This is a genomic window from Ferrimonas marina, assembly GCF_900129905.1.
Classification (GTDB): domain Bacteria; phylum Pseudomonadota; class Gammaproteobacteria; order Enterobacterales; family Shewanellaceae; genus Ferrimonas; species Ferrimonas marina.
Map to the genome: position 1 here is coordinate 234,979 of NZ_FQXG01000006.1, position 24,484 is coordinate 259,462.

Sequence of the window (24,484 nt, forward strand, 5' to 3'; positions counted from 1 at the left end):
TAACCGTCGTTGGGAGGGGTTATGGGTGTTGCTATCCGCGTCAGCGATTATCTGAAAAGCTTGGGGGTGTCCTACTCGTTGGTGCCCCACAGCCACAGCCAGTCGGCGGTTCAGTCCGCCATCAGCGCCGGGGTGCCGGTGCGTCAAACCGCCAAATCGGTGTTACTGGAGGACCATGAGGGGCGCCGGATCCTGGCGGTGATCCCCGCCGGTAACCGGGTGCTGTTGAAGAAGCTAAGTGACCAACTTGGTCGCGAGCTGCATCTGATCAAGGAGAGCCAGATGCGCGGCAGCTTTGACGACTGCGAGCTGGGTGCCTTGCCAGCCATCGGTGAGCCCTATCATCTCCAGGCGATCTACGACGAGCTGCTGTCGGAGGAGCCGGAGGTGTACATGGAGGCGGGCGATCACGAGCACCTGGTGCGCCTGAGCCACGCGGCCTTCCTGGCGGTGATGGCCAATCACCCTCACGGTCGCTTCAGCATCGACCGCAGCGCCGATTATGGCCAGCCCTCCCGGGGCTGGGACTGGCAATAGCAACAGTGCTAACACTGTATCCAGGGGCGCCAAGGGCGCCCTTTTTTGATCCCGGGTTTATGAAGAATCCATGACCGGTGAGGTCAATCACAGTTACCGATAACATAAAGAGGGAGAATCCTACGGTTTTGATTTAGTTAGGAAAAAATATGTCGCTGTTATCCAGATTACCGATCCGGCGCAAGCTGATGCTGCTGAGCCTGATGGCTGCTTTGGCCACCCTGACCCTGCTGGGGTACGCCGCCTGGACCACCACTCAGGCTACCCGCGTGGCCATCGATCACGATCTGGAAAATGACCTGCGCCTGGGGGCCTCCATCCTGGTGCGTTACCAAAGCCAGCAGCAGGAGCTGGGGCAGGCCGCAGCCCAGGAGCGCGCACTGGAGGTGATCAGCGGCTTGCGTTACGACGAGGGCAATTTCTTTTGGGTGATGGACAGCGAGGGGCGGCTGCTCAGTCACCCCCATTGGCCTGCGCTGCTGGGCCAGGACGTTCGCCAACAGCACCTGCAGGGCGATCACTACTGGGACCGGATGCTGACCCTGGTGGCGCAGCAAAGCGAAGGGTTTGTCCGTTATAACGAGCAACTGCCCGGTGAGCTGGCCCAGGCCAAGTACGCCTACGTCAAGGCGATCCCGGAATGGGACTGGGTGATCGGCACCGCCATCGATGCGGTGGATCCCCTGGCACTGGCCAAGGAGGTACTGATGCAGCTGGTCTGGGTCGCCCTGGCCGCATTGCTGTTGACCGAGGTGGTCAACCGCACCATACGACGGGACATCGTCGGCCCAATTGCCGAGCTGGAGAAGGTCTGCGAACGGCTGGCACAGGGGGATCTGCGGGAGCGAACCTCTGCACTGACCGAGCGAGGCGATGAGCTGGGCCACCTGGCCCAGGCGCTGAAACAGGCCCAGCAACGGCTGGCGCAACTGCTGGGCCAGGTGCAGCAGGCGGTGAGTCAAAATGAGAGCCAGGCGCAGCGGATCGCCGAGGCCTGTCAGTCCAGCCAGAACGAGGTCAACCTACAGCAGCAGCAGCTCGACCAGGTGGCCTGTGCCATGACCCAGATGCGTGAATCGGTGCAGCAGGTGGCACAACAGGCGGAGCAGACTGCCGAGGTGACTCAACGGGTCAGCCAGCGCAGCGCCGAGGGCGCCGGGGATATGACCCAGGCTGCCACCCAGATCCGCCAGCTGACCGACACCATTGAGTGCAGCAGTGAGCAGATCACCGCACTGCGCCAGGGGGTGTTGGCGATCAATGAGGTGACCGAGGTGATCGATGGCTTGTCCGATCAAACCAACCTGCTGGCACTGAACGCCGCCATCGAGGCGGCCCGGGCCGGTGATCAGGGCCGGGGCTTTGCCGTGGTGGCCGATGAGGTGCGCCAGCTGGCCAGTCATACTCAGCAATCCACCTCTGAGGTCAAGCAGCAGGTCACCCGGTTGCAAAGCGACGCTGCCACCTCGGTCAAGATGATGAGCGACAGCCGTCAGCTGGCGCTCAAGGGGGCGGAGTCGGTAGAGCAGCTGTCCGAGGGACTGCAGGAGGTGGTGGTGCAGGTGCAGCAAGCCAATCAGCGCAGTGGCCACATCGCCGCGGCGGCAGAGGAGCAGCGGGCGGTGGCGGCCCAGGTCAGCGATAACCTGCAGCGAGCCAACGACGCCGGTCACAACGTCAGTGAGCAGGCCGAGCGACTGGCTCAGCGTAGCCAGGAACTGCGCCAGAGCGCCCGCCACCTCAGCGACCAGCTGGCGAAATTTAAACTGTGATCTGAAGGGCAAAGTGAGCTGACAGGGTGGGGGCGATGTCGCATAATGGCGCCATCGTTATCCCTGATAAGGCAGGATCCATGCTCGCAGTTATGCAGGGTCGCCTGGACGCCTACTGGCGCCTGGCTCGCCTTGACCGGCCCATCGGCACGTTCTTATTGATGTGGCCCACCCTGGCCGCCCTTTGGTTTGCCGCTGGCGGTATTCCCGACCTGTTTGTATTGGCCGTGTTTTTTACCGGTGTCTGGCTGATGCGCGCCAACGGCTGCATCATCAACGACTTTGCCGACCGTAAGATCGATGCCCATGTGGCCCGAACCCGTGGCCGGCCGTTGGCCAGCGGTGAGATCCGCGCCAAGGAGGCACTGGCGCTGTTCGTGCTGGTGGGGCTGATCTGTTACGGCCTGGTGCTGCAGCTCAACCCTCTGACGGTCAAGCTGGCCTACGTTGGTATCGTGCTGACGGTGATCTACCCCTTTACCAAGCGCTTTCTTGCCGCCCCGCAGATGTTCCTCGGGGTGGTATGGAGCTGGTCGATCCCCATGGCCTTTGCGGCACAGACCGGTGAGGTACCGACCATCGCCTGGTACCTGTTCCTGGCCAACTGGTGCTGGACCGTGGCCTACGACACCATGTACGGCATGGTGGATCGGGAGGACGACCTGAAGATCGGCGTGCGCTCCAGCGCCATCTGGTTTGGTCGCTGGGAGCGACACTGGATCGCCCTGTTCCAGCTGGCCACCCTGGTGTTGCTGCTGGGCATCGGCCTGCGCCTGGCGATGGGGCCGGTCTTCATGCTGGGGCTGTTGCTGATGGCTGCGCTGTTCGTCCATCAACAGCGTTTGATCCGCGGCCGAGAGCGCGAGGCTTGCTTCCAGGCCTTCCTCAACAATAACTGGGCCGGCGCGGTGCTGTTCACCGCCGTGGTGGTGGATTTCGCCCTGCGTTAACCCGAAACCACAAAAAAAGGCAGCCCTCGGGGCTGCCTTTTTTGTTGCGGTCGACTCAGGCCGCAGCCGGGGTACGGCGTGCCATCTCGTCGCCGGCCACCCGGGCCGAGCGCTGGTACTGGGCGGCGGTCATGGCGAACCAGCACTGGTCGATCTGACCCTGCTCAAAGTGGCCATAGATCTTGTGGGTTCGGCCGTAGCCACACTTCTCCAGCACCCGCTTGCTGCCCTGGTTGCTGTCGTAGGTGTCGGCCCGGACTCGCTCTGCGCCCAGCTGGTCGAAGGCGATCTGGGTCAGCACCCGGCAGGCGGCAGTCGCCAGGCCCTGGCCCCAGCTGGCCACCGGCAGCTGGTAGCCGATGTCATAGACACCCGCCTCGCCCTCGACCGGCACCAGTGCTGCCATGCCGGCAAACTTCCCCTGGCCATCGCGCAGAGCCAGCATCAGCGGGCCCTTTGCCGGCGTACCTTGGGCGATGGCACGGCTCATGGCATCGAACTGCGGGTTGAAATAGTCGTAGAACACCTGCTCCGGTGCCGGGGCAAAGAACAGGTGACGGTGCACCTGCTCATCCGCCAGCATGGTACAGATCGCCGGCATGTCGCTGGGCTGAAGCAGATCCAGGGTGTATTGGCCTGACAGGGGCAGGCGGTTGCCATTGAGCAGGGTGTTCAGAGTCATAACTATCCTAAGCGCAGGGAGAAAAAAGGCGGCGCGATTATCCTTCAAGGGCCGCTGGGGATCTGTGACCCCAGTATAAAAAGGCGACAGCATGGAACAAAAAACGGAACCGAATCGGTTGCTTTTGTGCAGGTCCGAGCAGTGGCCAGGCGTGACGCGATGCCAACAACCGTGAGAGGATAGAGTGGTTATCTTTTCAGCAAGGAGGCTGGTGACATGACTCGATGGGTAACGCTTGGGACCTTAACGCTCAGTGTGAGCTTGGTTGCGGGCACGGCGATGGCGACGGACTTTGGCTCGGAGCAACAATTTGGGGGGCCAGCGTCGGGGGTGGCTGCGGCGCAGGCACAGCAACTTGAGGCGTTAGAAGCACGCTTTGCGGCCCTGATGGCTGAACCTCGGGATGAGGCCTGGGCTTATGATATGGAGCTGGCCATCGCCGATGAGCTTGCACTGCACGAGCACAAAGACAAGGTCACACTGGAGTCGGTTTACTGCTACAGCACCGGCTGTATCGCCACAGTATTCAGCGAGTTTGCGCCCAGCGGCATGCCCTACTATTCCGAGGTACAGGGTAGTCTGATAGAGCGAGGAGGCGAGCCCCCCTTTACTGAGATCCATGGGGTGATGGATCCGGATAGCATGACGCTTGAGCCCCACGGGGCTCGCTTCATGACCTACTTTCTGCAGCGTCGCTGAGCGGTAAAAAGGCGCAAAAAAGGCACCGAGTCGGTGCCTTTGGCTTACTTCATAAAGGCGTAGGCATCGCCGTACAGGTGAGCCTCGTCAACACCGTGCTCACGGAAGCGCTCCCGCGCCGCGCCCGCCATCTCGAAGCGGCCAGCTATGTAGATGTCGTAGTCGTGCAGACCGACAAAATCCTCGCACACCGCATCGATCACCGTGCCCTGACGCTGCTCCCCCTCGACTTCGTCAAAGACGGGCACAAAGGTCAGTTTGGGATGGCGCTTGGCCCACTGCTCGGCAATATCCCGGGCGTACATGCTGGCGCTGTCTCGACTGCCCCAGTAGAGGAAGGTGGTTTGGTTGTCATTCTGCTCGAGCAGCGACTCCATCATGCTGTGGATGTAGGAGAAGCCGGTGCCCCCGGCGATCAGGATGCGCGGCCGTTGGCTGTCGCTGCGCAGATAGGCTTCGCCGAAGGGCGCCTCGATCTCGATGGTCTCGCTGCTTTGCAGCCGTTCGATCACCTGCATGGCATAGCCTTCCTTGACCGCAGCACCGATGTGCAGCTCCAACTCCCCCTGGTGGGGGGCGGAGGCGATGGAGAAGGGGCGCTTGTCCTCGTCACTCATGACGATGGTCAGGTACTGGCCCGGCTTAAACGCCAATGGCATGCTGGGGGCCAAACGAACGCGGAACACGCTGTCGGTGAAGGGCGTCACGGAGACGACGTGGCATAGGGTACGACTCATGTCTGCCTGGGTCCTTGTTATTCTATTTCTATTCCGTATTCAGCCCAGCGGCTGTCCACTTTGCTCTTGATGGCGTCGTCCATCACGATGGGTTCGCCCCATTCGCGATCGGTCTCGCCCGGCCACTTGTTGGTGGCGTCCATGCCCATCTTCGAGCCCAGACCGGCCACCGGAGAGGCGAAGTCCAGGTAGTCGATGGGGGTGTTCTCCACCATCACTGTGTCCCGGGCGGGGTCCATCCGGGTGGTGATTGCCCACATCACGTCGTTCCAGTCGCGGGCGTTGACATCGTCGTCACAGACGATGATGAACTTGGTGTACATAAACTGGCGCAGGAAGCTCCAGGCCCCCATCATTACCCGCTTGGCGTGGCCCGGGTACTGCTTCTTGATGGTGATCACCGCCATCCGGTAGGAGCAGCCCTCCGGCGGCAGATAGAAGTCCTCGATCTCCGGGTACTGCTTCTTCAGGATCGGCACGAACACCTCGTTCAGTGCCACCCCCAGCATCGCCGGTTCATCCGGCGGACGGCCGGTGTAGGTGCTGTGATAGATGGCGTCCTTGCGCATGGTGACGTGGGTAACGGTGAACACCGGGAAGCTTTCCACTTCGTTGTAGTAGCCGGTGTGGTCGCCGTAGGGGCCCTCTTCCGCCTCCAGGCCAGGCTCCAGGTAGCCCTCCAGCACCATCTCACAGGTGGCCGGCACCTGCAGATCGTTGCTGACGGATTTCACTACCTCGGTGCGCTCGCCCCGCAGCAAGCCGGCAAAGGCGTACTCGCTCATGGCGTCCGGCACCGGCGTCACGGCGCCCAGGATGGTGACCGGATCGGCCCCCAGGGCAACGGAAACCGGGTAGCGCTCACCGGGGTTCTGGCGCTGGAACTCCTGGTAATCCAGCGCGCCGCCGCGGTGGGCCAGCCAGCGCATGATCAGCTGGTTCTTGTTGAGCAACTGCTGGCGGTAGATCCCCAGGTTCTGTCGCTTCTTGTTCGGTCCCTTAGTGATGGTCAGACCCCAGGTCACCAGCGGAGCGACATCGCCGGGCCAGCAGTGCTGGATCGGCAGCTGGGTCAGATCGACATCCTCACCCTGGATCACCACCTCCTGACAGGGTGCCTTCTTCACCTCTTTGGGCGGCATGTTCAGCGCCTGCTTGAACATCGGTACCTTGGCGATGGCGTCCTTGAAGCCGGAGGGCACCTCGGGCTCCTTCAGAAACGCCAGCAGCTCACCGACCTGGCGCAACGCCTTGGGATCGTCGTGGCCCAGGGCCATGGCGACCCGCTTGGGGGTACCGAACAGGTTGGCCAGCACCGGCATGGTGTGGCCCTTGGGATTTTCAAACAGCAGGGCAGGGCCGCCGCTGCGCAGTACCCGGTCGCTGATTTCGGTCATCTCAAGGTGGGTATCCACCTCGGCTGTAACTCGCTTCAGCTCACCGGCGTCTTCGAGGTGGGTAATAAATTCCCGCAGATCCCGGAACTTCATTAGGATTGATTCTCTTTCCAAGTGTGATGTCGATCGCAATGCGCGGCCCATTATAACGACGGGGGTCGCCCTTGTCCCCGCAGTTGTCGCCTGGGACGCTGGCCCCACTGTACACTTTGGCGTAGGCTCAAAAAATGAGCAGTCAGGCGGGGGTGCAGGATGATTGAAGCACTGTTACTGAGCGCGTCGTTGATGCTGGGGGATGTCCACTGGAGCGTCAGCTATGGCAATGGCTGGGGGCCCTACTGGCGAAGTGGCTACGGCAGCCGCTGGGATTGGCGCTATGGCTACGATTGGCGCTACCGCCATCATTGGCGTAACGACCCCTGGTTTGATCGCTACCGCTACGATCGTTATCGCCCGCCGCGCAGACGCGAGCCCGAGGTGCGGGTAATCGCCCCGCCCCAGGACACCACCATCGCCAGCGAGCAGGTGGAGCGGGGCAGCCGTTCCAGCCTGCCGGCCAACGCCCGCTTGATCCAGACCGACCAAGGCACCCTCTACCGGTGGGAGGGCAGCTGCTACCGGATGGACTGGGGCAGTCAGCGCTACCTGGTGGTGGACTGCCCCTGACCTAGCCTTAGCGCTCTGTCGCGCTCAGCTTTCACTCTTCCCTTAAGTCAGGCATTCCCTGCTGGGCCCTATTGCCGATAGGGCCCCGGTTGTCTTGCCAACTGGCCATAGCAACCTGCGCTCAGCCAGTTGCCGGGCTTGGTCCGAATTCCATTGCGTGCGCCGGCGCAAGAAGATCGGTTTTTCCTCATTCAGTCCCCATTCAGTTTTGGTCGCCTTTGCGTACAATACCCCCGCAACTCTTTGACAAGGATGAGGTTAATGAAACCTGTAGTACTGGGCCTGGTGGCCCTGGCGGTGGCTCCTGCGCTGCATGCGAATACCTTTGCCGATCCCCGTATCGGCGCCATGGGAGGCGCCGGCGTGGCGTCGGGTGATTTTACCAATGCCCATGCCAACCCCGCGTTGTTGACCCGCTTCCAGGAAGGGCAGAGCTTCTCTGCGCGACTGGGGGTCGGTGCCATCGGCCGGGACTACGAGGACACCATCGATGATGTGGACGCATTGCAGGACACCCTGGATGACCTGGAGTCCGCCCTCAACAACCTCAACCCCACCGATGCGGAGCGCCTGGCGCAGCAGGCCATCACTCAGTTGGAGAACCTGGACGGCACCGAACCCAGTGCCGAGGTGGCCCCCGCTCTGGGCTTCTATGTGCCCAGCACCCGGGTAGGCTTCGCCCTGACCTTCGGTGCCACCGGCTACGGCGAAGGCCTGTTCACCTTTGTCGAGTCTGACCGCGATGTGATTGAGCAATCGCTGGTGGACGGCAACCTGAACCAGGATGACCTGGAGTCCTTTGTCGATGCCAACGCGGTGCTGGTGTCGGAGCTGACTCTGAGCTTTGCCACCCAGTTTAATGCCCCCCACATCGGTGACTTCTCGGTGGGGATTGCGCCGAAGATGCAGCGTCTGGACAGCTACTTCTACCGCGCCACCGCCGCCAACTTCGACGAGGACGACATCACCTCGGACGAGAACATGACCGACAGCACCCAGTTCAACCTGGACCTGGGCCTGCATAAGTCCCATGGCGATTGGCACTTTGGTCTGGTGGGTCGCAACCTGCTGGGCCACAGTGTCACCAACGTCGATAACGCCAAGCTGGAGCTCAAGCCCAGCTACGTCGCGGCAGTAGCCTTTGAGCGCAGTGGCTTCACCGCGGCCTTTGACCTGGACCTGATCGAAGACAAATCTTTTGAGGCGTTCCGCCTGCCCAGCCAGTGGGCCAAGCTGGGGCTGGAGTATGATTTCGCCGGTCACTTCCAGCTGCGTGGCGGCTACCGCAGCGACCTGGCCAGCAACCATGGCGATCGTGCCACCGTCGGGCTGGGGATCAGCCCCGGTCGACTGATCAACCTGGATCTGACCGGTGAGTTCGGCGACGACGATGAGATCGGCGCCCGGGTTCAGTTGGGCCTGAACTTCTAAGCGTTCGCCAGAGACAAAAAAACGCCCCGCAGTGCGGGGCGTTTTTTGTTGTCCGTTAAGACCCTTACTTGCTCTTGGCGCGCTTCATGGCGTCGAAGAACTCGTCGTTGGTCTTGGTCATCGCCAGCTTGTCGATGAGGAACTCCATCGCCTCAACCTCCTGCATGGGGTTGAGGATCTTGCGCAGGATCCACATCTTCTGCAGCTCTTCGCTGCCGGCCAGCAGCTCTTCACGGCGGGTGCCGGAGCGGTTGAAGTCGATGGCAGGGAATACGCGACGTTCAGCGATCTTACGAGACAGGTGCAGTTCCATGTTACCGGTGCCCTTGAACTCTTCGTAGATCACCTCGTCCATCTTGGAGCCGGTGTCGATCAGGGCGGTGGCGATGATGGTCAGGCTGCCACCCTCTTCGACGTTACGGGCCGCACCGAAGAAGCGCTTGGGACGGTGCAGGGCGTTGGCGTCGACACCACCGGTCAGTACCTTGCCGGAGCTCGGGATCACGGTGTTGTAGGCGCGGGCCAGACGGGTGATGGAGTCCAGCAGGATCACTACGTCCTTCTTATGCTCCACCAGGCGCTTGGCCTTCTCGATCACCATCTCGGCGACCTGGACGTGACGGGAAGCCGGCTCGTCGAAGGTGGAAGCGACCACTTCGCCCTTCACCAGGCGCTGCATCTCGGTCACCTCTTCCGGACGCTCATCGATCAGCAGCACCATCAGCTCACACTCGGGGTGGTTGTAGGCAATGGACTGGGCGATGTTTTGCAGCAGCAGGGTTTTACCGGCCTTCGGCGGGGCCACGATCAGGCCACGCTGACCTTTACCAATGGGGCTGGCCAGATCCAGAACCCGGGCGGTGATGTCCTCGGTGGAACCGTTACCGCGCTCCATCCGCAGCCGATCGTTGGCGTGCAGCGGGGTCAGGTTCTCGAACAGGATCTTGTTACGGGAGTTCTCCGGACGGTCGTAGTTGACCTCGTTCACCTTCAGCAGGGCGAAGTAGCGCTCACCGTCCTTGGGCGGACGGATCTTACCGGCAATGGTGTCACCGGTGCGCAGGTTGAAGCGTCGGATCTGGCTCGGCGACACGTAGATGTCGTCCGGACCCGCCAGGTAGGAAGAATCCGCACTGCGCAGAAAACCAAAGCCATCCTGCAGGATCTCCAAGACGCCATCGCCGAAGATGTCCTCGCCGCTTTTGGCGTGGGCTTTGAGGATGGCAAACAGGATATCTTGTTTACGGGCGCGGGCGAGGTTTTCCAGGCCCATGGATTCAGCGAGGGCAACCAGTTCAGAAACCGGCTTCTGCTTCAGTTCGGTAAGATTCATAGGTGGGTCTTTTTGATCGTTTGTGCGCGCATTAGAAGGGCGCCGACGTTTCACTGTCACTGTGAAGGTTTAGGGAGAGTAGGGCCATAAAGGCCGAGAAATGTACTGGTTATGAAGTTAGCACCAAAGAAAAGGAGCGTCCAGCGGTTTCTTTGGGGAAAGCCGGCGGGGTGATCCCCGCCGTACTGTGCGCCAGGCCTGGGGATTACAGGTTGGCGTCGATGAACTCTTTGAGCTGGGTCTTGGAGGCTGCACCGACCTTGGAACCGGCCAGTTCGCCGCCTTTGAACAGCAGCAGAGTCGGGATACCGCGGATGCCGAACTGGGCCGGGGTGGCGCTGTTCTGGTCCACGTTCATCTTACCGATGGTGATCTGGCCATCGTACTCGTTGGCCAGCTCGTCCAGTACCGGGGCGATCATCTTACAAGGGCCACACCACTCGGCCCAGAAATCCACCAACACCGGCTTGTCAGACTTCAATACGTCGGCTTCAAAGCTGTCATCGGACAGGGTAATAATCTTGTCGCTCATTCTTTACTCCATTCATTTCGAGTCGCCTCATGCGTTGGCGACAGGTTAACTGCTATATGGGCACGGAGCAGACCGGTTTCAAGCCCACTCATCGAATTGGGAATCTGGCGATTATTTGACTCGTATTGGTTCCCAATAGCAAGCGCATCCGATATGCTGCAACCGTTATGACAAAGACCCATCTTACTGAGAAAAAATTCGCCGAATTCCCGTTAGCCGCTTCTGTTGTGGAAGCCTTGAAAGGCAGTGGATTCACCCATTGTACGCCGATCCAGGCGTTGACTTTGCCGATCGTTCTTGGCGGCAAGGACATTGCCGGCCAGGCGCAGACCGGAACCGGCAAAACCCTGGCTTTTCTGGTGGCCACCTTCCATGAGCTGCTCAGCCGTGAGCCGGCAGCGGTAGAAGGCAACAATCCCCGTGCGCTGATCATGGCCCCGACCCGCGAGCTGGCGATTCAGATCGCCAAGGACGCGGAGCCGCTGGCTGAGGCCACCGGCCTTAAGCTGGGGCTGGCCTACGGTGGTGAAGGCTACGAGAGCCAGCGCGAGAACATCGCCGCCGGTGTCGACATCCTGATCGGCACCACCGGCCGCCTGATCGACTACCTCAAGCAGGGCGTCTACCGCCTGGACGGTATCCAGGTGATGGTGCTGGACGAAGCGGATCGCATGTTCGACATGGGCTTTATCAAGGACATCCGCTACCTGTTCCGTCGCATGCCGGCCCCGGCCGAGCGTCGCAACATGCTGTTCTCTGCCACCCTCTCCTTCAAGGTGCGTGAGCTGGCCTACGAGCACATGAACGAGCCGGAGCACATCCAGATCGAGCCGGAGCGCAAGACCGCTGAGCGGGTTAAGGAGGAGCTGTTCTACCCCTCCAACCGTGACAAGATGCCGCTGCTGCTGACCCTGCTGGAAGAGGAATGGCCGGACAAGGCGATCGTCTTCGCCAACACCAAGCACCGCTGCGAAGATATCCACGCCTGGATGGAAGCAGACGGTCACCGGGTTGGTCTGCTGACCGGCGACGTGCCGCAGAAGAAGCGTCTGAAGATCCTGGAGCTGTTTAAGCAGGGTGAGATCGACTTCCTGGTGGCCACCGATGTGGCGGCCCGCGGCCTGCACATCGCTGACGTCAGCCACGTATTCAACTACGACCTGCCGGACGATTGCGAAGACTACGTGCACCGCATCGGCCGGACCGGCCGTGCTGGCGCCACCGGCAGCTCCATCAGCTTTGCCTGTGAGCAGTATGCCCTCAACCTGCCGGCCATCGAGGAGTACATCGGTCACAGCATCCCGGTGACCAACTACGACCCCGATGCCCTGCTGACCGACCTGCGTCGTCCCAAGCGTCCCCATAGCCGCAATCGCCGCCCCGGCTCTGGCCGTGGCGATCGCCAGGGAGGCTCCCGTGGCGGGCGCCAGCGTCGCAACGGCTGACCTTCCAGCGCATGGCGGCCCGCTGCTGGCCGCCATCACGCTCGGCTCCAATAGCTTCAACATGTTGCTGGCCCAACCGGGTCAGCCCATGCCTGCCATCCTGGCCAAGTTCAAGCGCAAGGTCCGCCTGGCGGACGGCTTGACCGCCGGTCAGCCCCTGGCCCCTCACGCCCGTCAAAGCGGGTTGGACTGCCTGGCCTGGTTCGGTGAGATCCTATCCCATTATCAGCCCCAGCAGGTGGTGGTCTATGCCACCGCGGCGCTGCGCCAGGCCAGTGACAGCGAGGCGTTCTGTGCCCAGGCACTGCCACTGCTTGGCCACCCCATCGAGGTGATCAGCGGCGAGCAGGAGGCGGAGTACATCTTCCACGGCATGCGAGCCACCACCCAGACACCCGGCGCGGCGATGATGATCGATATCGGCGGCGCCAGTACCGAGCTGGTGGTGGGGGAGCAGCAGATCGACTTCAAGCACTCGCTGCCGCTGGGCGCGGTGCTCTATAGCCACCGCTATTTCGCCACCGGGGTGACCGCCGAGGGTTTCCGCCAGGCAGAGCAGGCGGTCGCTGAGGCACTGGCGCCGCTGCAGACCGAGCTGCAAGGGCTCAACTGGCAGCAGGTGCTGGGGGTGTCCGGCACCGTGCGCAGCCTGTTCGAGTTGGCTGAGCAGCGCGCTGAGCCGATTGCCTCCATCGATTTAGCCTATCTGCAACGGGTTTCGGCGGAGCTTATCCAGCGCGGTGACGCTGCCCTGCCGGGTCTTGATCCTGAACGCGTTCCCACCTTTGCCGCCGGCGTGGCCATCCTCCAGGCCCTGTTCCTACAGCTTGGCCTGAACCAACTGCATCTGGCTGGCGGGGCGCTGCGCGAGGGGGTGCTGGTGGCATTGGATCGTCGTTGGCGCGCTCTGCAATCCGCCTACTAATAACCCTAAATAGATTTCTTATTCCATTTGGGAATATAGGGCGGTGCATCCTTTGGTTATCCTGCGCGTCTGAGTTCACGGAGCGCGATACGCTAATGGACTCGGCTCCGATAACGCTTCCTACTACGATGACGCCGGGGAACCCGGTTTGAAGGTGTTTGCTCTATGGATCTCTTTGTCCTTGCCAACGTACTCGTGATGTTGGCGCTGTTCGCCCTGCTCTACAAGATGCAGCGTGATCACGTGAAGTTTACCCGCCGGGTGTTTGTGGCCCTGGGCCTGGGTGTGGCCTACGGCGCCCTGCTGCAATGGATCTACGGCGCGGGTTCGGCCACCATCGCCGGCTCCATCGAGTACTTCGACATCGCCGGCCGCGGCTATGTGCAGTTGCTGCGGATGATCATCGTGCCGCTGGTGATGGTGTCGATCATCAGCGCCATCCTCAAGCTCAAGGACGGCGAGTCGCTGGGTAAGATCAGCGCCCTGACCATCGGTGTGCTGCTGGGCACCGTGGCCATCGCCGGCTTTATCGGCTTCGCCGTGGCCCACCTGTTCGGCCTGACCGCCGAGGGCCTGGTGGAAGGGGGCCGAGAGGCGCAGCGGGCGGCGGATCTGCTGGCCCGTGAGAACACCGCCCAGGGGATCTCCATCGCCAAGACCCTGGTGGACGTGATCCCGGCCAACCCCTTCCTGGACATGACCGGTGCCCGCGATACCTCGATCATCTCGGTGGTGATCTTCTCCGCCTTTATTGGGGTCGCCGCCCTGGGGGTCAACAAGAAGCAGCCGGAGCTGGCGGCCAAGTTCGACAGCTTTATGCAGGTGGCCTACGCCATCGTGATGCGCATCGTTACCCTGGTGCTGCGTCTGACCCCCTATGGGGTACTGGCGCTGATGACCAAGGTACTGGCCTCCTCCAACTTCAGCGACATCCTCAACCTGTTCAACTTTGTGCTGGCCTCCTATGTTGCCTTGATGCTGATGTTCCTGGTCCACCTGGTGCTGGTGACCCTGGCCGGCGGCAACCCCTGGACCTACGTCAAGAAGGTGTGGCCGGTGCTGACCTTCGCCTTCACCAGTCGCTCCAGCGCCGCCACCATTCCGCTGACGGTACAGACCCAGACCCGTCAGCTGGGGGTACCGGATGGCGTGGCCAACTTTGCCGCCTCCTTTGGGGCCACCATTGGCCAGAACGGTTGCGCCGGGATCTACCCCGCCATGCTGGTGGTGATGGTAGCGCCGGTGATCGGCCTGGATGTGATGAGCCTGGAGTTCTTCGCTACCCTGATCGCGGTGATCGTGGTGGGCTCCTTCGGGGTGGCCGGCGTGGGTGGCGGTGCCACCTTTGCCGCCCTGATCGTGTTCTCTGCCCTGGGCCTGCCCAATGAGGCTATCGCCCTGATTGGCCTGCTGATCTCCATTGAGCCGCTGATCGACATGGGCCGCACCGCGCTGAACGTCAACGGCGCCATCACCTCGGGCTTTGTCACCAGCCGGGTGCTGGGCCAGACCGATATGGCGGTGTACGAAAGCCAGCAGGAGCTGGAGCTGGATATGGAGTCGGTGTCCTGAGCCGCACCGAACGAATGCCGGGCCGCACCTTGCGGCCCGTTTTGTTGAACAGATGACTGAGAAGAGCAAGCTATGAAGATCCTGATCATCGGTGCCGAGGCCGCCGGCATGAGCGCCGCTGCCAAGGCCCGCCGCCTGGCCCCAGAGGCTCAGATCACCGTGTTGGAGCAGAGCGAGATCGTCTCCTTTGGTGCCTGTGGCCTGCCCTATTTTGTTGGCGGCTTCTTTGATGAGCCCGGCTACATGGCGGAGCGCAGCGTCGAGCAGTTCCAGGCCAGTGGCATTGATCTGCGCACCGGCCACCGGGTCGAGCGGGTCGACGCCGAAGCCCAGCGGGTTAGGGTGCGGGTGCTGGCCAGCGACGAGCAGTTCGAGCTTGAGTACGACCGATTGATGATCGCCACCGGCGCCTCGGTGGTACGCCCCCCCATTGCCGGGCTGGACAAGGAGCGGGTCTACTTCCTCAAGACCATGGCCGATGGCCTGGCGCTGCGGGACTGGGTGGCTAAGCCCCGGATCCAGGAGGTGGTGGTGATCGGTGCCGGTTACATCGGCCTTGAAGTGGTCGAAGCGATGCACAAGCAGGGCAAGCGGGTGCGACTGATTGAGCTGGCGGACCGGGTGCTGGCGGAATCCTTCGATGCGGAGATCTCCGAGCAGGTGCAGGCCGAGCTGGCCCGCCAGGGGATCGCCGTGCACCTAGCCGAAGCGGTGACCGAGTTGGTGGGTGAGGATGGGGTGACCGAGGTTGTGACCGATCAGGGCCGCTACCCGGCGGATCTGGTCGTGGTGGCCACCGGGGTGAAACCCAATACCGACTTCCTGGCGGACACCGGTATCCGAACCCTGGCCAACGGCGCCCTGGTGATCGACGACCAGGGCCGTACCAGTCTGGAGCAGGTTTATGCCGCCGGCGATTGCGCTACCGTACCTCATCGGGTGCGCCAGCAGGATGTCTACATCCCGTTGGCCACCACTGCCAACAAGCTGGGCCGGATGATCGGCGAGAACCTCACCGGTGCCAACAAGCGCTTTGCCGGCACCCTGGGCAGCGCTGCGGTCAAGGTGATGGGGATCGAAGCGGGGCGCACCGGCATCAGCGAGCGGGAGGCTCAGCAGCTGGGCTGGGCGGTCAAGACCGTGGTGATCCGCGACAAGAACACCACCAACTACGTGCCGGACCAGGCGGACATCCTGGTCAAGCTGGTGTACGACGGCGACAGCAAGCGGATCCTGGGGGGACAGCTGGTGGGCGGCAGCGGTGCGGTGCTGCGGGTGGACACCTTGGCGGCGGCCATCCAGGGGGAGATGACCACCGAGCAGCTGGGTATGCTGGATCTCTGTTACGCGCCGCCGTTTGCGCGAACCTGGGACGCCTTGAACGTGGCGGGCAACGTCGCAAAGTAAGATAGAACGCAAAAAGCCGGGGGCCATGTCCCCGGCTTTTTTGTGAAACAAACAGATTATTGAACGGCGCTGCCACCGATGATGATGGTTTTGTTCTCGTTGCGGGCCAGATCGGTGATGTTCACCTTGGCCTTGGTCCGGCTGTGGCGGTTGAGGCGATCCACCACCCGCTGGTCGTCGTTGTAGCGTGCCGCGAAGAAGTTGATCGGCTCATCGTTGCAGGCGATACCGCGGGCGATGCTCTGCAGCTTGTAGCCGGAGCGGTCGATGGCGACGTTCATCTGCAGGGTGTTGGCGGTGGCCGCGGCCATGCACAGCTTGGTTTCACGGCTGTTGTCAGCGGCAACAAATTCGGTGGCGCCAACGGTGGTGGTCATCAGTACGGCAGAGGCGAGCAGCAGGGTTTTCATGGGGCGTTCCTCGGTCAGTGAGTCGATGCCCATCAAGCATGGAGGGTCTGCGCCAGGAAGCTGTTAGCGGGGTATGTGTGGATGTAACCAGCTGCGAGGCACCAAAGCGGTGCGATTGCCGGGAGAGCCCGCAATTCATGGGGTTGAGTGAAATGTGACCAGATTGACATACATATGCAGTCACAGCCGGAAACAGTTCGACATATTTTCGTGCTGGGCCAGCCACAAAAAAACACGCCCGAGGGCGTGTTTTTTCTGTCGATTGCCGGCTGAAAATCAGCGGGCGTGGAGGATCTTGAACAGATCGTGCTCCAGGGTCACCTCGGGGGATTCGACGATGCGACCCACCTCTTCACCGCCCTGGTGCACCAGCACGGTGGGGATGCGCTGGAAGTCGTAGGCAGCAGCCAGGCCTTCCGGATCGGTGCGGCTGCGATCGATGCCGATGTACTTCACGCTGATGTGCGGGTTGTTGGCCTGCTCCAGGATCTTGGCCAGGCGCGGGGTTTCGCGGTGGCAGTCTGGGCACCAGGTACCGACAATCACCACCAGCTCGGTGGGGGTGGTGATCTTCTGCAGCGCCGCCACCAGGGTGGCATCCGGCTGGTAGCTGGCAAAGTTGTCGTCGTAGCCGGGCTGTTGACGCAGATCGTCGAAGCCCAGTTCACCGGTCAGGATCACTTCCTTCTTTTCCTCTTGCTGGTCGCAGGTGGCGAACAGGCCACCTTGCGCGTTGTCTTCAAAGCCGCAGCCGCCTTTGCTCTCTTCGTCGGCGTGGGCCGGCATCATAAAGAGGGGGGCGATGACCGCCGCCAACAGGGCCTTTTTCATTATTACTCCTAATCACACACAGTGTTTAGCGCAGTATGACCGCTTCACACAGAATAAGATGCCGCCAGGATCCCACAACGGGGCGCCGGGCGGCGAAGCCAAGAGGGGCTTACTGGCCGTCTTTCAGCCAGCGTGCCACGTCCTTGGCAAAGTAGGTCAAGATGCCGTCAGCGCCGGCGCGCTTGAAGCACAGCAGGGATTCCAGCACCACCTTCTGCTCATCCAGCCAGCCGTTTTGCGAGGCGGCCTTGAGCATGGCGTACTCACCACTGACCTGGTAGGCAAAGGTGGGCACCTTGAGCTCCGTCTTCACCCGGCGAACGATATCCAGGTAGGGCATGCCCGGCTTGACCATCACCATGTCGGCGCCTTCCTCGATGTCCATAGCGACTTCGTGGATCGCCTCATCGGTGTTGGCCGGGTCCATCTGGTAGGTGTGCTTGTTGCCACTGCCCAGGTTGCCGGCGCTGCCGACCGCGTCGCGGAACGGGCCGTAGAAGCTGGAGGAGTACTTGGCGGAGTAGGCCATGATCTGGGTGTTGTGGTGACCGGCGGCTTCCAGCGCATCACGGATGGCGCCGATGCGGCCATCCATCATGTCGGATGGGGCCACCATGTCGGCACCGGCCTCGGCGTGAGACAGGGCCTGCTTGACCAGAACCTCGGTGGTGATGTCGTTGAGGATGTAGCCGGTGTCATCAATGATGCCATCCTGGCCGTGGGTGGTGAACGGGTCCAGTGCCACGTCGGTCATCACCCCCAGCTGTGGGAAGGCGTCCTTGAGGGCACGTACCGCTTTCTGGGCCAGGCCTTCCGGGTTGTAGGCCTCTTCAGCCTCCAGCGACTTCAGCTCGGACGGGGTCACCGGGAACAGCGCCAGGGCCGGTACGCCCAGGGCCACCAGCTCGGCGGCTTCTTCCAGCAGCAGGTCGATGGAGAGGCGCTCTACGCCGGGCATGGAGGGCACTGCCTCACGGCGGGCATTGCCCTCCAGCACGAACACCGGGTAGATCAGATCGGCGGCGCTGAGCTGGTTCTCAGAAACCAGGCGGCGGGAAAAATCGTGTTTGCGCAGTCGGCGCATACGGCGGCGAGGAAAGGCTCCTGAACTCACAGTGGACTCCTTGTTGATACGGATCTGCAACGGCAGTTGCGCTTCATATTAGCAAAATGCGGTTTCTGTAAAACGCGCTGGCTCACAAAGGAAACAGTTGGTTGACGTTGATTTCGCATTGGCGACACAAGGCCTCATAGGGTTCATCGCGCAGCTCGGCGACAACACGGGCAATGTGGGGCAGGTAGGCTGGCTCGTTGCGGCTGCTTTTTGGCTTAGGCTTTAGGTCGCGAGGCAGCAGGTAGGGGGCGTCGGTTTCCAGCAGCAGGCGGTGGGGGGGGATCTGGGTCACCAGTTGGCGCAGCTCGGTGCCGCGACGCTCATCGCAGACCCAGCCGGTGATGCCGATGTGCAGGTCCAGCGCCAGGGCGCCGGCCAGCTCGTCGGCGTTGCCGGTGAAGCAGTGCAGTACTGCCCCAGGCAGGGCATCGCGCACCTCGGCCAGCATCGGCAGAAAATCCTGGTAGGCCTCGCGGCAGTGCAGCAGCACCGGCATCCCCAGCTCTGCCGCCAGGGCTAACTGGGCGGCGAAGGCGTTGCGCTGGGCCGCCGGGGGCGAGTAGTTGCGGTTGTAGTCCAGGCCACACTCGCCGACGGCGATCACCTGGGGCTGGGCCAGTAGTGGCCGCAGCTGGGCTGCGCTCTGCTCGTCCCACTCACTGGCATGGTGGGGGTGGACCCCGGCGGTGCTGAACAGGCCATCCCACTGCTGAGCCAGGGTCAGGCATTGCTCGGACTCCGCCAGATCGCTGCCGATCAACAACTGACGGTTCACTCCGGCGGCGCGGGCCCGGTGGATCACCTCGTCACGGTCGCGATCGAAGCGAGGCCCGGCCAGGTTAACCGCAATGTCAGTGAGGCTCATTGGACCCGTTTGACCCGGGTGCTGCTGTTGCTGCCCTCACGCTTGAGCATAAAGGAGCCGAGCGAGCCTTTGCTGATCACCACCTCCTGATCGGCCTTGAGGCGGAAGCGCTTGGACTCGGTCTGGCGCCAGCGCTGGCCGTTATCCAGGGTGACGGTCCATTTGCCGTAGGGATCGGTGCTGACTTCCGCCACCCGGGCACTGATGGCGTCGGGGGTGTGGTCGACCGCCTGGGCCTCGAAGCCAAATTCGGTCTGCGGGCTGGCCTGAGGGGCCGGGCTCACCGGGGCTACCGGCGCGACAGCAACGGCCGCTGGTGCTGCCGGGTCCGGCTCGGGCTGGATGGATTGGGCCTTGGGGGTGCTGTCCGGCGTGCCGCTGACCTGGGTAATGCTGTCAAAGCAGAGCAGCCGGTCGAGTTGGTCCTGCTGGGCCTGGCACTGGCTGATGGCGGACGCGATCTGGTCATAGCAGGCCAGACGGGCCTTGGGATCGGTCTGCTCGGCGCAGCCGAAGGTGGTGGCAAAAGCGCCACTGCTGAGCAGCAGTGGCGCTAGTAATAATGGGGTACGACGCATAATCCCTCCTTGGGCTGACCAGCCCAAGGCTGGCATTACTCGGCGTCGTCTTCGTCCTGTTTAGGGCTGTAGATCCGGGCGAACAGCAATCCCACCTCAAACAGCAGCAGCATGGGAACCGCCAGCATGGTTTGGGAGATTACGTCCGGCGGAGTCAGGGCCATGCCAATGACGAAGGCGCCGACAACGATGTATGGACGTTTGGACTTGAGGCTCTCCACCGTGGTGGCGCCGGTCCAGCACAGCAACAGTACCGCGATCGGGATCTCAAATGCCAGCCCGAAGGCGAAGAACAGCTTGAGCACAAAGTTGAGGTAGCTGTTGATGTCCGTCGCCACCTGCACCCCTTCCGGTGCCACGCTGGTAAAGAAGCCAAACACCACGGGGAATACCACGTAGTAGGCAAAGGCGATACCGGCGTAGAACAGCACGCTGCTGGAGGCCAGCAGGGGCATGATCATCCGCTTCTCATGTTTGTACAGGCCCGGCGCGACAAAGGCCCAGATCTGGTACAGCACGTAGGGGATGGCGATGAAGAAGGAGACCACCAGGGTCAGCTTGAACGGGGCGAAGAAGGGCGACGCCACGTCGGTCGCGATCATCGAGCTGCTCTCCGGCATCACTGACAGCAGTGGCTGGGAGAGGTAGTGATAGATGTCGTTGGACCAGTAGGCCAGGGCAAAAAACACCACAAACACCGAGCCCAGGGCGCGCATCAGCCGCGTCCTCAGCTCCATCAAGTGGCTGATCAACGGTTGTTGTTCGGACATAGTTACTCTTTGGTCTGGGCGCTTTCCGGCTTGGCGGCCGGCTCGCTCTGCTCGGCGGCAGGGGCCGAGTCAGTCGTCGATGCAGCGTTGGCCTCGTAAGGGCGGGTCACGGACTGGGCCGCGTCCCTCAGTTCCTGGATGGACTTTTGCAGATCCGGGTCCAGGTCTTTCAAGCCCTTGGATTCGGCCTTCTTCAGGTCCGCTTGCAGCTGCTCAATCTTGAGCTCCTGCTCCAGTTCGGTCTTGACCGAGCCGGCCATCCGTTTGATGGCGCGGATCCAGCCTGAGACGGTGCGCACCGCCACAGGCAGTCGCTCCGGGCCCAGCACAATCAGACCCAAAGCGGCGATGACGATCAGTTCGAAAAAGCCGAATCCATCGAGCATGGCTTATGCCTGTTCTTTGTTTTTCTGCTCGGTGGTGGTGCGCTCGGCTTTGTCGCCGTCTTCCAGCGCCTTCTTGTCAGCGGCTTCCTCGTCGGACATCGCCTTCTTGAAGCCTTTCACGGCGCCACCCAGGTCGCCGCCGATGCCACGCAGTTTCTTGGTGCCGAACAGCAGTACGACGATCAATGCAACAATCAGCAGTTGCCAGATACCAAAATTACCCATGTTGTGTCCCCGTGTGTCGGTGTTTTCCCGCCGCGATGGGCCGCAGGAATAAGGTTCAGTGTACCGCTAGTCGTTACGGTTTCCTAATCTGCCAGCTCACTAGCCAAGCCAGGATACCTAAACAAAATAGGGTGGCAGAGGGCCAGATTGTAACGGTTTTACCGAGCAAGATTGTGCTTGAGATCACCAAAACACCGCCGCCCCATAAGAACAGGCTGCTGGTGTGCTGTCGGCGACGCTCCAGGATGTAGCGGTTCAGAACCTGTCCAGGGTTGGCCAGCAGGTTGCGGCCCAGGATCAGGTTCTCATGGAGCAGCTCGGGCAGCTCCGGCAGTTGTTCGGACAGCCTCGGCGCCACCTCTTTCCAGCGCTTGAGCTGGGCCTGGGGGCTGTGCTGCTCGGTCATCCACTGCTCCAGGAAGGGCTTGGCGGTGGCCCACAGGTCGAGCTCCGGATAGAGCTGGCGGCCCAGTCCTTCGATGTAGAGCAGGGTCTTCTCCAGCAGCACCAGCTGGGGCTTCACCACCATGCCGAACTCGTGTGCGGTGCGGAACAGCGACACCAGCACGTGGCCGAAGCTGATCTCCGACAGCGGCTTGTTTTCCAGTGGCTGGAACACCTGGCGCAGGGCAAACTCGAACTCCGCCAGGTCGGCACTGGCGTCGACCCAGCCGGTGGAGAGGAAGATCTGGGCCAGCTGACGGTAGTCGTGGTTGAAGAAGGCCAGGAAGATGGCGGCCATGTCGCGCTTGTCCTGCTCGGACAGGCGGCCGACGATGCCACAATCGATGCCGATGTAGTAGGGATCCTCCGGGTGCTCGCGGGCAACGAAGATGTTGCCCGGATGCATGTCGGCATGGAAGAAGTTATCGCGGAAGACCTGGGTAAAGAACACCTCTACCCCACGCTCCGCCAGGCGCTTCATATTGGTGCCTTGGGCCTTTAGGGCGGGGATGTCGGTCACTGGGATGCCGTCGATCCGCTCCATCACCATCAGGTCGCGGTGGTTGAACTGGGGGAACACCTCGGGCACGTAGAGGGCATCGGAGCCCTCGAAGTTGACCCGCAGTTGACGGGCGTTGTCCGCCTCTCGCACCAGGTCGAGCTCCGCCAGGATGGTGCGACGGTAGTCGGCCACCACCTCCGGCGCGTGCAGGCGCTGGCCGTGGCGGCTGCTGGCCACCAGTTTGGCGCCCCACTCCATCAGGCTCAGATCTGAGCGGATGGTTTGCTCGATGCCCGGTCGGATCACCTTGAGCACCACCGCCTGACCGTCGGATTTGAGCCGGGCGGTGTGGATCTGCGCCACCGAGGCGGACGCCAGCGGGGTGGCATCAAAATCGTCGAAGGCCTCTTCGATGGGGTGGCCCAGGGCCGCCTCGATGCGCTCGATGGCCAGCTGAGAGTCGAACGGTGGCACCTGGTCCTGCAGCAGTGCCAGGGCATCGGCCAACTCATCCGGTAGCAGATCCCGCCGGGTGGAAAGCATCTGGCCGAACTTGATGAACACCGGCCCCAGGCTCTGCAGCGCCAGCTTGAGCCGCTGGGCCACCGGGGCTTGTGCTTGCTGGCGAGGAAAGCACACCAGGGCACGATCCAGCAGGCGCAGCAGGGTAGGTTGGCGCTCGGCAGGGAGCAGATCGATCAGCTGATATTGGCGTAGCACCTTGAGGATGGTGAAGCCACGCCGCAGGGCGCGCCAACTCATGACTTGGCCTCGCGCTGTTCGATCCTTTGTTGCAGCTGGATGACCCGCTGCGCCAGTTGCTCAACCTCGTCGCTGAAGTCGGCCATCTCGGCGCTGCCCGGGGCCAGGCGTAGCTCTTCCCGGGCCACTAGGGCGCCGTGCTGTGCCAGGCGCGAGCTTTGCTGCTGGCCGAAGGCGAACAGGCTCTTACCGAACTGGTCGATGCGGTGGGCCATGGCGTCCCCCACCAGGTGGCTTAACGGCGCGGCGAAATCCGGCTCGATCGCCCCCAGCAACTGGGCCAGCTTGCCCGCCAGGGCGGCATCGCCCTCCAGGGTCAATGCACCCTGCTTGACTAGGTCCGACAGGCTGTCGCCCTGACGCAGCTGCACCAGGGTCGCCATGCTCAGGGCCAGACGTGCCTGGGGGGCAGCCTCGTAGCGACTGTAGACCTGGATCGGGTCACGCATGATCAGGTAAAGGGGAGTCTTCAGCTCGGTCAGCTCGAGCTGGACCACCTGGCCTTGCCATTGGGCCAGGGGGTGCTTGGAGGGGTGCTGCTTGAGCAGCTGCGCCAGGGCCGTCTCCAGCCCCGCCGCCATCAATGTTGCTATCCGCATCGCCTTCCTATTGGCTGGGGGATCAGAATTTGTAGCCGCGGTGCAGGGCGACCACGCCGTTGGTCATGTTGACGTAGTCCGCCTGGTCGAAGCCCACTTCCAGCATCATGTTCTTCAGGGTTTCCTGGTCCGGGTGCATGCGGATCGACTCGGACAGGTAGAGGTAGGACTCTTTGTCACCGGCGATCATGCTGCCCATCTGCGGGATCACTTTGAAGCTGTAGAAGTCGTAGGCCTTCTGCATCATCGGGTTGAGCGGCTTGGAGAACTCCAGCACCAGCAGCTTGCCGCCGGGCTTGAGCACCCGCAGCATCGACGCCAGCGCCTTGTCCTTCTGGGTCACGTTGCGCAGACCAAAGGCGATGGTGATGATGTCGAAGTGGTTGTCCGGGAAGGGCAGGGCCTCGGCGTTGGCCTGGACGTAGTTGACGTTGCCCACCACACCCTGGTCCTGCAGCTTGGCGCGGCCCACCTTGAGCATGGAGTCGTTGATGTCCGCCAGCACCACCTCGCCGGTGTCGCCCACCAGGTGGGAGAACTTGGCGGTCAGGTCACCGGTACCACCGGCCAGGTCGAGCACCTTCATGCCCGGACGTGCTGCCGCGCATTCGATGGTGAAGCGCTTCCAGTAGCGGTGCACGCCGAAGGACATTACGTCGTTCATCAGGTCGTACTTGGATGCGACAGAGTGGAACACGTCGGCCACCATCTCCGCTTTCTTCTCAGCATCTACCTGCTGGTAACCAAAATGGGTTTTGTTGTCACCGCCGTCGGCCATGGTGTCGAGATCCTGTGTTTGCTTCCTCAAGTGTCGGCACAGTCTACACTTTAACGCGACCAACAGAAACGGGGACAGGGCAAACCTTTGAGGTGGATAAATGAACTGTGACGCCGGGCCACAACCTCGGAATGA

At 62.2% G+C, this 24,484-nt stretch carries 26 protein-coding genes; 10 read left to right on the top strand and 16 right to left on the bottom strand.

Annotated features, from left to right (window positions below; translation table 11 throughout):
* The first annotated feature begins 21 nt into the window (after positions 1-21).
* From BUC04_RS15610 to ubiA, 3 genes are all read left to right on the top strand, one after another.
* Positions 22-537: an aminoacyl-tRNA deacylase gene (locus BUC04_RS15610; RefSeq protein WP_067664974.1), complete on the top strand. Its 516-nt coding sequence runs from the start codon at positions 22-24 to the stop codon at positions 535-537.
* 149 nt (positions 538-686) lie between these two features.
* Positions 687-2,309, top strand: a complete 1,623-nt coding sequence (locus BUC04_RS15615; protein ID WP_067664971.1) for a methyl-accepting chemotaxis protein — start codon at positions 687-689, stop codon at positions 2,307-2,309.
* An 80-nt stretch (positions 2,310-2,389) separates the two neighbouring features.
* Positions 2,390-3,259 (top strand): 4-hydroxybenzoate octaprenyltransferase, encoded by an 870-nt coding sequence (gene ubiA / locus BUC04_RS15620; RefSeq protein ID WP_067664968.1) that lies wholly within the window; start codon positions 2,390-2,392, stop codon positions 3,257-3,259.
* A gap of 55 nt (positions 3,260-3,314) precedes the next feature.
* On the opposite strand, the gene BUC04_RS15625 is transcribed toward ubiA, so the two are convergent.
* Positions 3,315-3,941 (bottom strand): GNAT family N-acetyltransferase, encoded by a 627-nt coding sequence (locus tag BUC04_RS15625; RefSeq protein WP_067664965.1) that lies wholly within the window; start codon positions 3,939-3,941, stop codon positions 3,315-3,317.
* Positions 3,942-4,157: 216 nt separating this feature from the next.
* Between BUC04_RS15625 and BUC04_RS15630 the strand changes: the two genes are divergently transcribed.
* Positions 4,158-4,640, top strand: a complete 483-nt coding sequence (locus tag BUC04_RS15630) for a hypothetical protein (RefSeq protein WP_067664962.1) — start codon at positions 4,158-4,160, stop codon at positions 4,638-4,640.
* Between the two features lie 44 nt (positions 4,641-4,684).
* On the opposite strand, the gene fre is transcribed toward BUC04_RS15630, so the two are convergent.
* Positions 4,685-5,377: an NAD(P)H-flavin reductase gene (fre, locus tag BUC04_RS15635; protein ID WP_067664959.1), complete on the bottom strand. Its 693-nt coding sequence runs from the start codon at positions 5,375-5,377 to the stop codon at positions 4,685-4,687.
* 17 nt (positions 5,378-5,394) lie between these two features.
* Positions 5,395-6,867: a 4-hydroxy-3-polyprenylbenzoate decarboxylase gene (gene ubiD / locus BUC04_RS15640; RefSeq protein WP_067664956.1), complete on the bottom strand. Its 1,473-nt coding sequence runs from the start codon at positions 6,865-6,867 to the stop codon at positions 5,395-5,397.
* A 159-nt stretch (positions 6,868-7,026) separates the two neighbouring features.
* Between ubiD and BUC04_RS15645 the strand changes: the two genes are divergently transcribed.
* The gene (locus tag BUC04_RS15645) at positions 7,027-7,440 is read left to right on the top strand and encodes a hypothetical protein (RefSeq protein ID WP_067664953.1); all 414 of its coding nucleotides are present in this window, start codon (positions 7,027-7,029) and stop codon (positions 7,438-7,440) included.
* A gap of 261 nt (positions 7,441-7,701) precedes the next feature.
* The gene (gene traF, locus BUC04_RS15650) at positions 7,702-8,871 is read left to right on the top strand and encodes a conjugal transfer protein TraF (RefSeq protein WP_067664950.1); all 1,170 of its coding nucleotides are present in this window, start codon (positions 7,702-7,704) and stop codon (positions 8,869-8,871) included.
* Positions 8,872-8,935: 64 nt separating this feature from the next.
* Here the strand turns inward: traF and rho are convergent, their stop codons facing one another.
* Both rho and trxA read right to left on the bottom strand, forming a co-directional pair.
* A complete protein-coding gene (rho, locus tag BUC04_RS15655) occupies positions 8,936-10,204 on the bottom strand; it encodes a transcription termination factor Rho (RefSeq protein ID WP_067664947.1) in 1,269 nt (422 codons plus the stop codon).
* A 205-nt stretch (positions 10,205-10,409) separates the two neighbouring features.
* Positions 10,410-10,736, bottom strand: coding sequence for a thioredoxin TrxA (trxA, locus tag BUC04_RS15660; protein WP_067664944.1), 327 nt, complete (start codon positions 10,734-10,736; stop codon positions 10,410-10,412).
* A 167-nt stretch (positions 10,737-10,903) separates the two neighbouring features.
* On the opposite strand from trxA, the gene rhlB reads away from it, so the two are divergent.
* From rhlB to BUC04_RS15680, 4 genes are all read left to right on the top strand, one after another.
* Positions 10,904-12,181 (top strand): ATP-dependent RNA helicase RhlB, encoded by a 1,278-nt coding sequence (rhlB, locus tag BUC04_RS15665; protein WP_067664940.1) that lies wholly within the window; start codon positions 10,904-10,906, stop codon positions 12,179-12,181.
* On the top strand, positions 12,153-13,106 hold the full coding sequence (locus BUC04_RS15670; protein WP_067664937.1) for a Ppx/GppA phosphatase family protein: 954 nt from the start codon (positions 12,153-12,155) through the stop codon (positions 13,104-13,106). Before rhlB ends, BUC04_RS15670 begins: the two co-directional genes overlap by 29 nt.
* Before the next feature lie 165 nt (positions 13,107-13,271).
* Positions 13,272-14,678 (top strand): L-cystine transporter, encoded by a 1,407-nt coding sequence (locus BUC04_RS15675; RefSeq protein ID WP_067664935.1) that lies wholly within the window; start codon positions 13,272-13,274, stop codon positions 14,676-14,678.
* Positions 14,679-14,750: 72 nt separating this feature from the next.
* A complete protein-coding gene (locus tag BUC04_RS15680) occupies positions 14,751-16,085 on the top strand; it encodes a CoA-disulfide reductase (RefSeq protein WP_067664933.1) in 1,335 nt (444 codons plus the stop codon).
* 56 nt (positions 16,086-16,141) lie between these two features.
* Here the strand turns inward: BUC04_RS15680 and BUC04_RS15685 are convergent, their stop codons facing one another.
* The 11 genes from BUC04_RS15685 to ubiE form a co-directional block, all read right to left on the bottom strand.
* Positions 16,142-16,495 carry a DUF3718 domain-containing protein gene (locus tag BUC04_RS15685; protein WP_067664931.1) on the bottom strand — a complete coding sequence of 118 codons (354 nt, stop codon included), beginning with the start codon at positions 16,493-16,495 and terminating at the stop codon, positions 16,142-16,144.
* Positions 16,496-16,771: 276 nt separating this feature from the next.
* Positions 16,772-17,326 carry a thioredoxin family protein gene (locus BUC04_RS15690; protein WP_067664927.1) on the bottom strand — a complete coding sequence of 185 codons (555 nt, stop codon included), beginning with the start codon at positions 17,324-17,326 and terminating at the stop codon, positions 16,772-16,774.
* A 109-nt stretch (positions 17,327-17,435) separates the two neighbouring features.
* Complete coding sequence (hemB, locus tag BUC04_RS15695; RefSeq protein WP_268762539.1) at positions 17,436-18,440, bottom strand: porphobilinogen synthase; 1,005 nt, start codon at positions 18,438-18,440, stop codon at positions 17,436-17,438.
* An 82-nt stretch (positions 18,441-18,522) separates the two neighbouring features.
* A complete protein-coding gene (locus tag BUC04_RS15700; RefSeq protein WP_067664923.1) occupies positions 18,523-19,305 on the bottom strand; it encodes a TatD family hydrolase in 783 nt (260 codons plus the stop codon).
* A complete protein-coding gene (locus BUC04_RS15705) occupies positions 19,302-19,883 on the bottom strand; it encodes a hypothetical protein (RefSeq protein WP_067664921.1) in 582 nt (193 codons plus the stop codon). Before BUC04_RS15705 ends, BUC04_RS15700 begins: the two co-directional genes overlap by 4 nt.
* A 35-nt stretch (positions 19,884-19,918) precedes the next feature.
* Complete coding sequence (gene tatC / locus BUC04_RS15710) at positions 19,919-20,653, bottom strand: twin-arginine translocase subunit TatC (protein ID WP_067664919.1); 735 nt, start codon at positions 20,651-20,653, stop codon at positions 19,919-19,921.
* Between the two features lie 2 nt (positions 20,654-20,655).
* A complete protein-coding gene (tatB, locus tag BUC04_RS15715) occupies positions 20,656-21,039 on the bottom strand; it encodes a Sec-independent protein translocase protein TatB (RefSeq protein ID WP_067664917.1) in 384 nt (127 codons plus the stop codon).
* 3 nt (positions 21,040-21,042) lie between these two features.
* The gene (gene tatA, locus BUC04_RS15720) at positions 21,043-21,264 is read right to left on the bottom strand and encodes a Sec-independent protein translocase subunit TatA (protein WP_067664915.1); all 222 of its coding nucleotides are present in this window, start codon (positions 21,262-21,264) and stop codon (positions 21,043-21,045) included.
* 73 nt (positions 21,265-21,337) lie between these two features.
* The gene (ubiB, locus tag BUC04_RS15725; protein WP_067664913.1) at positions 21,338-22,972 is read right to left on the bottom strand and encodes a ubiquinone biosynthesis regulatory protein kinase UbiB; all 1,635 of its coding nucleotides are present in this window, start codon (positions 22,970-22,972) and stop codon (positions 21,338-21,340) included.
* The gene (locus BUC04_RS15730; RefSeq protein WP_082766801.1) at positions 22,969-23,571 is read right to left on the bottom strand and encodes a ubiquinone biosynthesis accessory factor UbiJ; all 603 of its coding nucleotides are present in this window, start codon (positions 23,569-23,571) and stop codon (positions 22,969-22,971) included. Before BUC04_RS15730 ends, ubiB begins: the two co-directional genes overlap by 4 nt.
* Before the next feature lie 22 nt (positions 23,572-23,593).
* The gene (gene ubiE / locus BUC04_RS15735; protein ID WP_067664909.1) at positions 23,594-24,349 is read right to left on the bottom strand and encodes a bifunctional demethylmenaquinone methyltransferase/2-methoxy-6-polyprenyl-1,4-benzoquinol methylase UbiE; all 756 of its coding nucleotides are present in this window, start codon (positions 24,347-24,349) and stop codon (positions 23,594-23,596) included.
* Positions 24,350-24,484 lie beyond the last annotated feature (135 nt).